Raw genomic sequence first — 13,598 nt, 5'->3', positions numbered from 1 at the left:
ATATTTATACTATTCTAACAACCAAATCGAATTTTATGTAAACATTTGTATAAGATTATTTTGAAAATTTATTCAATACATTTCAGTGTCATTATTCCAATAAAGTAAACTTCTTATCATACTTCTAAAATAAGAAGCATTTCTATTTTTCACACTTTAATTTTGAATAACATCTATCATTCTAATATTAAAAATATAAGTACAATTTTCTATATAAAAAATAGAAACTCAGACTAATCTGAGTTTCTTATTAATTAAAAGTTAACGATTTGTGAGAAGTCTGCAGCTACTAAGCTAGCTCCACCAACTAAAGCACCATCGATGTCTGACATTTCCATTTGACCTTTAATTGTGTTTGGTTTAACTGATCCACCGTATTGGATTCTTACTTTATCAGCAACTTCTTTACCGAACATTTCAGCAACAACGCTTCTTACAGCCATTATTGTTTCGTTAGCTTGCTCATCAGTAGCAGTTTTTCCAGTTCCTATAGCCCAGATTGGTTCGTAAGCTATAACTACTTTTTCTGCTAATTCTGGTGATAAACCTTCTAAATCAGCTTTAATTTGAGCTCCAACAACTTCGTTAGTTGTTCCGTTTTCTCTTTGCTCTAATGATTCTCCACAGCAAAGGATTGGAGTCATGTTGTGTGCAAATGCAGCTTTAACTTTTTTGTTTAAAGCTTCATCTGTTTCGTTGAAGTATTCTCTTCTTTCACTATGTCCTAAAACAACATAGCTAACACCCATAGCTTCTAACATTCCTGGAGCAACTTCACCAGTGAAAGCACCTTTTTCTTCAAAGTGCATGTTTTGAGCAGCTATTTTAATGTTTGATCCAGCAGCAGCTTTTAAAGCAGCATCTAAACAAACGAAAGTTGGGCAGATTACTACGTCACAAGTAGCATCTTTAACTAATGATTTTAATTCTTCTATAACTTTTACAGCTTCATCTGGAGTGTAGTGCATTTTCCAGTTTCCAGCGATTATTGGTTTTCTCATAATATTCACCTCATATTTATTCTCTAAGCCAAGCTTAGGATTTACGACTATTTAAAATTTACTTAATAAAAGTGGCTCTCGCCACCTTTATTAAATTAATATAACTATCTATTAATTAGGAATTACTTGTTGTTTAAAGCTTCTATTCCTGGTAATGCTTTTCCTTCTAAGAATTCTAATGAAGCTCCACCACCTGTTGAGATGTGAGTCATTTTATCTCCGAATCCTAAGATGTTAACAGCAGCAGCTGAGTCTCCTCCACCGATAACTGTTGTAGCATCTGCATCAGCCATAGCTTTAGCAACTGCAATTGTTCCTTTGTTGAAGTTTTCGAATTCGAATACTCCCATTGGTCCGTTCCAGATAACAGTCTTAGCATCTTTTATAGCATCAGCGTATATAGCTTCAGTCTTAGGTCCGATATCTAATCCCATGCTTCCAGCAACAATGTTTTGATCTTCAGTAACTACAGCTTCAACATCTTTGAATTCAGCAGCAATTCTGTGGTCAACTGGTAATAAGAAGTTAACTCCCTTAGCAGCAGCCTTTTCGATCATTTCTTTAGCGTAGTCTATTCTGTCAGCTTCAACTAATGATGAACCAACTTCGTATCCTTGAGCTTTTAAGAATGTATAAGCCATTCCCCCACCGATTATTAATGTATCAACTTTTTCTAATAAGTTGTTGATAACAGCTATTTTATCTGAAACCTTAGCTCCACCTAATATAGCAACGAATGGTCTAACTGGAGTGTTTACAGCTTCTCCTAAGAACTTTAATTCTTTTTGAATTAAGTATCCACATACAGCAGTGTCAACGAATTCTGTAACACCAACTGTTGAACAGTGAGCTCTGTGAGCAGTTCCGAATGCATCGTTAACAAATACGTCTGCTAATGAAGCTAATTCTTTTGAGAAATCTTCTATGTTCTTAGTTTCTTCTTTTCTGCATCTTGTATTTTCTAATAATACAACATCTCCGTCTTTCATGTCTGCTACAGCTTTTTTAGCGTTTGCTCCAACTACTTCTTCATCTCTAGCAAATACTACTTCTTGACCTAACATCTCGCTTAATCTTACAGCAACTGGTGCTAATGATTTTGAAGCGTCTTTTCCTAAGTGTGAACAAAGTATAACCTTAGCTCCGTTTTTAACTAAGTATTGGATTGTTGGTAAAGCACCATTTAATCTATTTTCATCAGTTATAACTCCATCTTTTAGTGGAACGTTAAAATCGCATCTTACTAATACTCTTTTACCTTGAACGTTTATATCTTCGATAGTCTTCTTATTAAAGCTCATTCCAATTCACCTCATAAATTTATTTTATAATTTAAAATTGGCCTGGCCTCATAGCCTTAACTATAAAACCAGACCAATAACTATGTCTATCTCTAAGTATTAATTACTTATAATATTAAATTATCTAGTAACGAAGTACTTTAAAGTTCTGATTAATTGGTTAGTGTATGACATTTCGTTATCGTACCATGAAGCAACTTTAACTAATTGCTCTCCACCAACTTCCATAACTCTTGTTTGAGTAGCATCGAATAATGAACCGAAACTAATTCCGATTATATCTCCTGATACTAATTCTTCTTCAGTGTAACCGAATGATTCGTTAGCAGCTTCTTTCATAGCAGCGTTAATTTCTTCAACAGTTACTTTCTTGTTTAAGTTACATACTAATTCAGTTAATGAACCAGTTATAACAGGAACTCTTTGAGCACCACCATCTAATTTTCCTTTTAATTCAGGAATAACTAAACCAATTGCTTTTGCAGCTCCAGTTGAGTTTGGAACTATGTTAGCAGCAGCAGCTCTAGCTCTTCTTAAATCACCCTTAGCGTGAGGACCATCTAAAGTGTTTTGGTCATTAGTGTAAGCGTGGATAGTTGTCATGAATCCTTTTTCGATTCCGAACTTATCGTTTAATACTTTAGCCATTGGAGCTAAACAGTTTGTAGTACATGAAGCACCTGATATAACTGTTTCAGTACCATCTAATATTTCTTGGTTAGTGTTGAATACAACTGTTTTGATATCTCCAGTTGCAGGAGCTGAGATAACAACCTTCTTAGCACCAGCTTCTAAATGTAAACCAGCTTTTTCTTGTGAAGTGAAGAATCCAGTACATTCTAAAACTACATCAACGTTTAATTCTTTCCAAGGTAAATCTGCTGGATTTCTTTCAGCAGTAACTTTTATTTCTCTTCCATTAACTACGAAAGCACCTTCTTTAACTTCGATTTCTCCGTTAAATCTTCCTTGTGCTGAGTCATATTTGAATAAGTGAGCTAAAGTTTTAGCATCTGTTAAGTCATTGATTGCTACCACGTTGAACTCTGGGTTTTCAATCATTAATCTTAATGCTAATCTTCCTATTCTTCCAAAACCATTAATTGCTACATTTACCATTTGCAATTACCTCCTAAAAATAGTTATATTTAAAATTTTAAATTTTAAGCTTATTCAGTGTGTTCCTTGATAAACTCTAATATCTTCAAACCAGCGGCTTCATCTGTAACTAACACAGCATTATTATTATTCATCATAGTTGCTAAAATAGATTCTACTTTATCTTCTCCAGCTGCTACTGCTATATGTGTGTTAATTTTTCGTGCTTCATTAATATTAATTCCAATAGTGTTATTTTCATAAACTACTTTTGAATGTTTATTGAAATAACATCCAAATGCTTCGCCTACAGCTCCAAGCTCTTTTAACTTAGCTTTTTCTTCTTCAGAGATATCTCTCTTTTCAGCCATAACCTGTGCATTACCGATACCATAAATCATGATATCTGCTTTTCTAATATTATCTATTACTTCTTTTATTTCCTTTTCTTTAAGTAATGTATCTAATAATTCTAAACTTAAATTTTCTGGTATATGAAGTAACTTATATGAACCATTTAGCTTTTTTGCTAAAGATGCAGCTAATGTACTAGCTTGACTTTCAACTTTTCTTCCCATTCCACCTCTTGCTGGAACAACAAGTACGTTTGAAATATTATTTATCTTTGGAAATGCTTCTACAAATTCTTTTATTGTACTACCACCTGTAATACCTATAATTACATTATCTTTTATTATAGATTTTAAATAATTAGCTGTAGCCTTTCCTAGTTCTTTATATATACTAGGGTTTGCTTCTACATCTCCTGGAACAATTATTACTTCTCTCAAACCTAAGAATGATTTTATACTTTCCTCGATATCAGATAATCCTTTTATCTCATGAATAAAATCTTTTAACTTATCAACTACTTCTTGTCCCTCTCCAGTAACATTCATTCCTGGAGTATTTATTTCAATTAGGTTTTGAGCTTTTAAAAAACTTATTTCAGTTCTTACTATTCTCTCACCAAGGTTAAGTTGATTTGCTAAACCTCTTCTTCCAATTGGTTGATTGTAATATATAGTCCTTAATATGTTGTATCTTTTTTCTAGAACATCTACAAGTTCAGGAACTACTTTTTTTTGCAAACATAATATTTCCTGCACTTCAAACACTCCTTTGGTCTTTATATGTCCCACACATTAATTATGTGTCCCACATTTATTATTATAAAACACTTCTTAACATTTTAAAAGGGTTTTATAACATTTTTTCTAAAACTTTCTTCTTTTTTTACTAAGTTGCCTTTATATACCTTTATATAAATTGATTTATGTAGTGCACTAGTTAATTATTATTTTACTAATTTTCATCTCTTTAAGAACAATTTATTTCCTTTGATATTTTGCCACAAACATATATATTTATACCTGAATTTTTTAAAAGGAGCCGACAAGCAGCTCCCTTTTAGTCTATTTTATTTATTTAATACTTTATAAGTTACGAAGTTTAAGTCGTACTCATCAATTTTTCCATCCTTATTTAAATCGTATTCTTTTACTAGCTTCCAATTTGAATCTTCACTAGTTTTTCCATAAGCTTTTGATATTAAAGAAACATCTCCTATATCAAATCCACCATTTTTATTTAAATCACCAGTTGTTTTAGTAATTACTAATGAATTAAATCTTTCTATAGCAGTATTTAGTTCTACCTTTATAGCATCAAAATCAGCTCCACTTTCTACTGATTCTTTTGTTGCTTTTTCTATAGCAGTATCTAACTCTGCCTTTGCTCCCTTATGGTATTGACCTGCTTCAATACCCTCAACAGCTGAATCATGAAGCTCTTGTGCTGATTTTATTAATTCAACTACTCCATTATCAACTTGCTGCTTAGCTTCCTTAACAAACATTGCATCTGCCCAGTCAGCATGATCATTTCCATTACTATTAACTTTATCAACTACTAATTTAACTTCTTTCTTTCCTTCAATATCAATGTTTACAAACTTAGCTGGATCTTTAGTCATCATAGTACCACTTTCAAATGCTAATTCATTATCTACATAAACAAAGAATTTCATACCATCAGTATTTGCTCCTTCTTCTTCCCTATCATATCCAAGATAAGTTTGGAAATACTTATAGTCTTTTCCTGTAACATCATAGATAATTGTTGAATCAGCATGAGTTCCTATACCCTTTTTAATAGTTTCAATATCATCTCCAATTCTTAATCTTAATGGATTACCATCTATTGATTTATCTTTTTTAATTGTTGACCAACCAACTGTTGCACTCTTCCAATCTAAATCACTTATATAATCACCAGCTGCTACATTTATTGTTGCATCTACCTCTATATCTGCTCCAAATAATGTAACTATACCTTTAACTTTATAAATACCTTCTTTTTCAAATATAGATTCATCTACATTCCACACTACAGGAACTGTTACTTTTATTCCATCTGTGTAAGTTGCATCAATAGTTCTAGGTAATACAACTTTACTTCCTAATTTTGCACTTATTGATTGACTTACTGGATTTAACTCTCTTACATTAATAGTTGCAATAACTTTGCTTGATGTTCCATTAACTGAGCCTTCAACTGTAAATACTCCCGTTTTATTATAATCTTCTTCATTTAATACATTCCAATTTACTCCTACTGTTTTAATTACTCCATCAGTAGTTTCTGCTTGAATTGTTGCTGGAAGATTTGGCTTAACTCCTTTTATAGTATCTAAAGTTATAGCTTGATTTTCTTTTAATTCAAATGGCAATGCAAGTTTATTTACTTCCATAGGGTTTTGAGTTTTAGTATCTATAGCTCTAAATCTCATTCTATAAGTGTATTCTTTATTAGGTTTTATTTGGAACTCATCATGTGGTCTAGCTCCCCATGCATCATCTCCACCAAGACCCATTTGTTTGTAGTTAACTTTAACATTAACATCATCTTGTTTTACTAACTCATATGGATGTTTAGCAGCTTCTATTGATTCTTCTGTATAATGAAGAGCTGATGCTTCAACAAAATCATCACCTGTCATCATTAAACCAACACCTTCATCGTTAGTTAATGTCATCCATCTTATATCTGTTTTATTACCCATTTGTTGAGGTTCTATATAATCAAAATATTGCTCTTCAACTGTGCTCTTATAAACACCTACATCTGTACTCATATTTCTATCCCAGTAGTTTTCATATGGTCCTCTACCAAACCATTCTAAGTTTTCAAATTCTGCTGGCATATTAAATTCCATACCTATAGCAGGTATTTCTGGTAAGTTTGATGCTCCTGGCTTTAAGTTTGATGTTACTACAACATCCCCACTTCCATAAACCTTAATAATATTCTTATATGCTGATTGAGTAGTTGTTGGAAGAGTTGAATCCACCTCAATTGTAACTACCTTATCACTTTCATCAACATTAATATTTGTTATGGCTCTATTAGCTCCTGCATTTTTCCATGTTTTTGTTCTATTAGGCATTCCATTTTCTCTATCATTATCATTTGGAGTTCTCCAGAAATCTGGAACTATTGGAGTACTTAATAATTCTTTTCCATTTGCAACAAATGAATCTATATTTCCTGTAGCTTTATCAAGATTTAATTCAAATCCAGTACCTTTAACTTTCACAGTTGCATCTGTATTTTCAACTGCTAAATTATCCATAGATGATACATCTATAAAATCTTTTCCGTCTTCTGTAAAGCTTACTTTTAATTGTTGCTTAGCTACTTCATGACCTGCCTTAGCCCACTTAGTATCTTCTTTTTCTTTAAAGCTTATATTTACAAAGTATTCTGATCCATTATCCACATTTTCAGGTGTAGTAAATGGAACTATTACTTCTCCAGTAGCTAATGGCTCTATAGATACATCTAAATTACCATTTTGAATAACTACACCATCTTGTACTAACTCCCAAGATGCATCATACTTATTTAAATTAGTAAATAAAGTTTCATTTTCTATTGATATCTTTCCATTATTAATATCTACATCTTTAATTTCAATATCTTGATAATGATATTTTACATCTACTAATTGAGGTTTTATTGTTCTATCCGCATTAATTAATCCATTAGCACAGAAGTTATCATCATTTGGCTTATCACCCCAGTCTCCTCCATATGCAATATACTTGTCTCCGCCTCCTGGGTTTGTAGTTTCTTTCTTATCAAAATCCACCCAAAGTACTGTATTTTCATCTGGTGTTCTTGTATCATCATTTAATTCTTCTAATGATAAAGCTTTATTATAAATTCTTACGTTATCTATAGCTGAATCACTTCTTCTATTTTCTTGAGTATCACCACCGATACCTACAGCATAATTTGATGCTGTAATACTTCCAGTGTAAGGAGTGGATGCTACTTCTTTTCCATCAATAAATAATTTTACATTTTGCCCATCAAATGTACCTGCAACTTGATGCCATTCATCCACCCAATTTTCAGGTAAATTTTCTGTTTTTGCTGAAATCCATTGTGTGTAACTTCCTGGATTATTTGCATCATAAATAAAGAACTCTAAAACTCTTTTCCCTGTATTTTGGAAATTTGCTGTTTCTTTAATTGCAAACTGAGTATCACCTTTTGATACAAATACATTATGTCCTGATGTTGAACTTTCAGGTTTAACCCAAGCTTCTACTGTTAAACCTTTTCCAGTTACATTTAACGCTTCTGAATTTGGTAATGTAGCAAAGCCTTTAAGCCCTTTACCTGTTTCACCATCTACTAATTCTCCTGAGTTAATATCAACACTAAAATTATTTTTACTTGAATCTTTTATAACAATTTCTTCTTCTATATCTTTATATAACCCTTGATCTACAAAATCCCATATAAATCCACCTTGAAGATTATCATATTTTTCAAAGGTTTCCATATAGCTATTTAAATCACCTATACTATTCCCCATGCCATGTGCATATTCACAAAGGATTACTGGCTTATTTCTACTTGAATATGTTGCAAGTGTACTTGGATGTGAATACATCATACTATATACATCAGATGCCCTTGTATTCGGATTATAATCACCTTCATAATGAACTGGTCTTGTTGGGTCATTTTCTCTTATCCAATCAGCCATATCTACAAAATTCTGACCATCTCCAGCTTCATTTCCTAATGACCACATAGTAACTGATGCATGATTTTTATCTCTTTCAACCATATTTTTAATTCTATCTAAAGACATTCCTGCCCATTCTTTTTTACCACTAGGTATAAGATCTGCTGTTCCTCTTGTAGCATGTGATTCTATATTAGCTTCATCTACAACATATAAACCATATTCATCACAAAGTTCAAGCCAAGCTGGATTATTAGGATAGTGAGAAGTTCTAACAGAATTTATATTATATGATTTCATTATTTCTATATCTTGAATCATGCTTTCTAATGAAACTGATCTACCATCATTAGGATCTGTTTCATGTCTATTGGCACCTTTAAAGTAAATAGGCTGGCCATTTATTAATATTTGTCTATCTACAATCTCCATTTTCTTAAATCCAATTTTAGTACTTACAGCTTCTTTTTCATTTCCATTTTTATCTTTTAATGTAACTATTAATGTATAAAGATATGGATCTTCTGCTGACCACTTTCTTGGATTCTCTATATTAGTATTTAAATTTACTATTTTACTATTTGCACTATCATTTAAAGGAGTAGATCCTTCAAAATTTGTTGAAGTAGTTAACGGCTCACCTAAAACTTCATTAAATTCTTCATCATAAAGTCTAGCTTCAACAGTATATTCATCTCCAGCTTTAACATAATCTGATAAATCAACTTCAACATTTAGTTCTGAGTTTTGGAAGTTTTCATCTAGGTTAGCTGTGGCTGTAAAATCTCTTATTCTAACATCTGGTGTAGAATATATTGCAACATCTCTAAATATACCACTTAATCTAATAAAATCTTGATCTTCCATCCAGCTAGCATCTGACCATCTAAACACTTGGACAGATATTACATTTTCCCCTTCTCTTAAGTAATCAGTAATATCAAAATCTTTAGCAGTATAACTATCTTCTGAATAACCTACTTGCTCACCATTTATCCATAGGTAAAATGCTGATTCTACCCCTTGGAAGGAAACATAAATTCTTCTATCTGCTTCCCATCCTTCTGGAACTGTAAATGTTCTTTGATAAGTTCCTACTGGGTTATATTGAGTTGGTGCTGTTCCTACTGGAGGTGTTTCTCTTCCAGTCCATGGCATTGTAATATTTGTATATATAGGATAATCAAATCCTTCAGTTTGCCAATTGCTTGGAACTTTTATATCAGTCCATCCCGTTGTATTAAAACCGTTTTCATTTAATTCAGTTGGTCTTAAGTCTGGTTTGTCCACAATATTAAAATCCCATTGACCATTTAAAAGCTGATGGTATTCTGAATCAATTCTTATTCCTCTTTCTCCCACTGGTTTCTTTTCATAGGATAATGCTGTTTCTGTATCTTTATATGAAACAAATGTAGCATGTGCTTTTTCTCTATTAATTTCATATACATCTGGTTGGTTTTTCCACTCCATTCCTGCTCTAGGAATTGCTTCAACAAAATTTTTAGCTCCCCAAAGAACTCCTTCACTTGCAGAAATAAATAATGTTGATACCATAATAAGTGAAATTATCTTCTTATTTCTTTTTAACATAATATACCTCTCTCCTACTCTCTAATATTCATTCCACTTATTACTATTCTATACATTTAATGTAAATCCTTTGAAAATTTTATTTATTTTTTAAATCTTGGTATTTTTTTACACAAAAAAATAAGTTATACATAAAATGTATAACTTATTTAAATAGATTTATTTAGTTATAAAGAATAAACCTGATGCCCCTGGACCAGAATGTATTCCTACAGCACATCCAACTGTCGTATCGAAATGTTCTATATTGTTTTCTATTAAGTATTCCTTTAATGCAGAATATATTTCTGGACTTCTATACTCTATCAATGCAACTGGTTCAGTTCTATCAACATCTGCAGCTTCAAAATCTGCAATTATTTTCTTTATAGCTTTTTTATTTCCTCTTACTTTATCTTTAACAGACATTATTCCATCTTTAACTTCTAATATTATTCTTAAACCTAAAGCTGTTCCTATTACGCCTGCAGTTTTAGATATTCTGCCACCTCTTACAAGGTTATTTAATGATTCAAAAGCTAATGATTCCTTTACCTTTGGAACTGTATCTAAGATTTCTTTTTCAATTTCATTAATTGAAAGACCTTGATCTCTTAATTTACAAGCTTTTAAGACTAATAAGCCTTGCCCAACAGTAATAGTTTGAGCATCAATAATTACTATGTCATCTGATTCAATCATGTTTTTTGCTAAACATGCAGACTGATACGTTCCACTCATATTTGAAGACATTATAATAGCTACTACTTTATTTCCTTCTTCTAAGTTTCTTTTAAAGCATTCTTCAAATCTTATAGGTGTAATTTGAGCTGTTGTAGGTAGTACATTTTCTCTATCTATTCTTTCTTGCATTTGTGTTAAATTTATTTCTTCCCTATCTACAAAACTTTCTTCACCAAAGTTAATTAAAACAGGTAATATTTCTATATTATTTTTATCTATCATCTCTTGTGGAATATCTAAACAACTATCTGTTATTATTTTAATTTTTTCCATAACTCTACCCCCTGATGTTTCTATTTCATACCTGGAAAACCTATTTGTCTTAGTGCTTCGTAAGCAATAATTGCTGCAGTATTTGAAACATTTAAGCTTCTAGTACTGCTTTTTATCATAGGAATTCTTATTCCATTATGAGCATTATGTACATCAGCTGGTACACCTGCTGATTCTTTTCCAAACATTATAAAATCACCTTGTTTAAATTCTGCCTCATCATAATGAACACCACCATGAGTAGTAGCTAAAAATATTCTTCTATCTCCATACTTACTCATAAAATCTTCATAGCTTTCATGTATTTCTAGTTTAAGATCTTTCCAATAATCCATTCCAGCTCTTTTTATTTGTTTATCGTCTATAGTAAAGCTCATTGGCTTTATTAAATGCAAAGTCGAATCCGTTAATACACAAGTTCTTGCTATATTTCCTGTGTTCTGTGGTATTTCAGGTTGATATAAAACTATATTTAAATTCACAAAAATCATCCTCCAATTAACAAAAAAGTAAGATGACTATCATCTTACTCAATTAAACTATGTATATAAAATCATACTATATCCTAATATAATAGTCAAAGTTTTTAGTGACAATTAACTTCTTGTTCTTATATTATATATTTTATAGACTTTTCTCCAAAATCTTTAGTAATTTTATCCTTAAAAAAGATCTTCATATCTTTTAATTCATCATCTCTATATAAATACTTTCCATATCCAAATTGGCCATATTTAAATTTCCTCTCCTCCTCATTCATAGGAAGATTACTGTTGGGATAAATAGTTAAAATATTATTCTTTGCTCTTTCTGTAAATCTATGAGATATTACTTCAAACTCAATATCATCATCTTTAAATAATTCATATATTTTATCTAGTAAATCTTTATATTCTTCTTTCCAATTATCATAAATAAAAATTGGTGCTATTATAAATCCAAGCTTATATCCAGCTTCTTTAACTTTTTTTGCTGCCTTTAGCCTTTCATTTATTGAATCTGTTCCGTGCTCATATTTTCTTATTACAGTATCAGTATTTATGCTAAACCTTATAGTTGTATGTCCATTATGATTTAAATTTAATAGGTTATCTACATCTGAAAACTTCGTAACAAATCTAAATCTAGTATTTTCATTTTCTCCAAATACTTCTATGCTTCTTTTTAATGCATTAGTATAGTGTTCAACAGGTAGTGGATCTGATGTAGCCGATCCTTCAAATATTGTATTTTCAGGTAACCTTTCATTTGCATACTCAAGAGCTTTATTTAATATATTATCTATATCTACATAAATCTTTACATACGGTCTTTTCCCTAATTGAGTATTTAAATAACAATACTCACACATTCCCTTACATCCACTTACAAGTGGAAGTTGATAGTGCGCTGAAGGTTTACATGTTTGAAATTTAGCATTTCCTTTTACTCCTACAACTAAGGTTCTTTTTCCATCAAAGTACTTCTTTACATCATCATCTAATGCACTTCCTGTTACTCTACCAGTTTTATTTACTTCAACCGCTATATTATGCTTTTTAAATCTCACTAAAATATCATTACCTAATGAAAATTTTAGTGCCTTCTCATCAAACACTACTCTTTCTGGTATAAACATAAACTCACCTCAATATTAGTATGCTTATATTCATCCATTAAATACATTTTACTGTGCTAAAATAAACTTTTCTATAGCCTTTGCTACCCCATCATTTTTATTATTATCAGTAATATAATCTGCAACTTTCTTTACATCTTCTATTGCATTTTCCATTGCTATTCCTAACCCTGCATATTCTATCATCGAAACATCATTTTCATTATCTCCTATGCAAATTATCTCATCTCTATTAAATCCATAATGTTTTGCTAACTGTCGTACTGCTTCACCCTTAGATGCATCCTTATAGTTAATTTCTAAACTATGGCTTCCTGACCCAAAACAGACTATTGATTTTATTTCATTTATTTTATCTTTAAACCTAGCTAGCTTTTGTGGGCTAACAGAAAAGACAATGCATTTAGTTATCTTTCTATGATTTTCTTCAAATAGTATTTTCCATTCTTCTATATCTCTTATTATATCGTATTTTATTTTTAAACTTTCATATCCTATTTGTTTAGTCATATATATTTTAGTCCCAAACTCAACAAACTTATTACTTGAATAAATCATATCATTAGTATAGAAATGAAACTGCATTTTGTTTTTATAAAGTATTTCTATAAGTCTTATACAATCATCCTTTGGTATTGGACTTTCATATATAACTCTATCAGTATGTTTTTCTCTTACTATTGCTCCATTAGCAGCTATTACAGGTGATTCAACTCCTAAAATGTGTGAAAAATAAGCCGCGTTATTATATATTCTCCCAGTTGTAACTACTATCTCAACGCCTTTATCATGAGCATTTTTTATTACTTCTTTACTTTTGTTAGATATTTGTCTTCTTTTTCCTAACAAAGTCCCATCCATATCAATGCAAACCATTTTATACTTCATAAAAACTCCTTTGTAACCATATCTTCTGTTATATATTATATGATATCATTTACCTTCTA

General features: G+C 31.1%; 9 protein-coding genes. All 9 read right to left on the bottom strand.

Annotated elements, in window-relative coordinates; genetic code table 11:
* Positions 1-254: 254 nt before the first annotated feature.
* The 9 genes from tpiA to ACRDBA_RS06000 all read right to left on the bottom strand — a co-directional run bounded on the left by tpiA (position 255) and on the right by ACRDBA_RS06000 (position 13,539).
* The gene (gene tpiA / locus ACRDBA_RS06040) at positions 255-1,001 is read right to left on the bottom strand and encodes a triose-phosphate isomerase (protein ID WP_438572028.1); all 747 of its coding nucleotides are present in this window, start codon (positions 999-1,001) and stop codon (positions 255-257) included.
* A gap of 122 nt (positions 1,002-1,123) precedes the next feature.
* The gene (locus ACRDBA_RS06035; RefSeq protein ID WP_438572027.1) at positions 1,124-2,302 is read right to left on the bottom strand and encodes a phosphoglycerate kinase; all 1,179 of its coding nucleotides are present in this window, start codon (positions 2,300-2,302) and stop codon (positions 1,124-1,126) included.
* 120 nt (positions 2,303-2,422) lie between these two features.
* Complete coding sequence (gap, locus tag ACRDBA_RS06030) at positions 2,423-3,421, bottom strand: type I glyceraldehyde-3-phosphate dehydrogenase (protein WP_438572026.1); 999 nt, start codon at positions 3,419-3,421, stop codon at positions 2,423-2,425.
* Positions 3,422-3,471: 50 nt separating this feature from the next.
* Positions 3,472-4,509, bottom strand: coding sequence for a sugar-binding transcriptional regulator (locus ACRDBA_RS06025; RefSeq protein ID WP_438572025.1), 1,038 nt, complete (start codon positions 4,507-4,509; stop codon positions 3,472-3,474).
* A gap of 311 nt (positions 4,510-4,820) precedes the next feature.
* Positions 4,821-10,037 (bottom strand): glycoside hydrolase family 2 TIM barrel-domain containing protein, encoded by a 5,217-nt coding sequence (locus tag ACRDBA_RS06020; RefSeq protein WP_438572024.1) that lies wholly within the window; start codon positions 10,035-10,037, stop codon positions 4,821-4,823.
* 159 nt (positions 10,038-10,196) lie between these two features.
* Positions 10,197-11,033 carry a DegV family protein gene (locus ACRDBA_RS06015; protein ID WP_438572023.1) on the bottom strand — a complete coding sequence of 279 codons (837 nt, stop codon included), beginning with the start codon at positions 11,031-11,033 and terminating at the stop codon, positions 10,197-10,199.
* A gap of 20 nt (positions 11,034-11,053) precedes the next feature.
* Positions 11,054-11,515 carry a tRNA (cytidine(34)-2'-O)-methyltransferase gene (locus ACRDBA_RS06010; protein ID WP_438572022.1) on the bottom strand — a complete coding sequence of 154 codons (462 nt, stop codon included), beginning with the start codon at positions 11,513-11,515 and terminating at the stop codon, positions 11,054-11,056.
* Between the two features lie 128 nt (positions 11,516-11,643).
* On the bottom strand, positions 11,644-12,651 hold the full coding sequence (splB, locus tag ACRDBA_RS06005) for a spore photoproduct lyase (protein WP_438572021.1): 1,008 nt from the start codon (positions 12,649-12,651) through the stop codon (positions 11,644-11,646).
* A gap of 48 nt (positions 12,652-12,699) precedes the next feature.
* Entirely contained in the window at positions 12,700-13,539 is an 840-nt protein-coding gene (locus ACRDBA_RS06000) for a Cof-type HAD-IIB family hydrolase (protein WP_438572020.1), read from the bottom strand.
* Positions 13,540-13,598 lie beyond the last annotated feature (59 nt).

Origin of the sequence: Clostridium sp., from assembly GCF_051654825.1 — a bacterium.
Taxonomy (GTDB): Bacteria; Bacillota; Clostridia; order Clostridiales; family Clostridiaceae; genus Clostridium.
The sequence above is the reverse complement of the archived record's forward strand: the minus strand, read 5'-3'. Positions and strand labels throughout refer to the sequence as shown.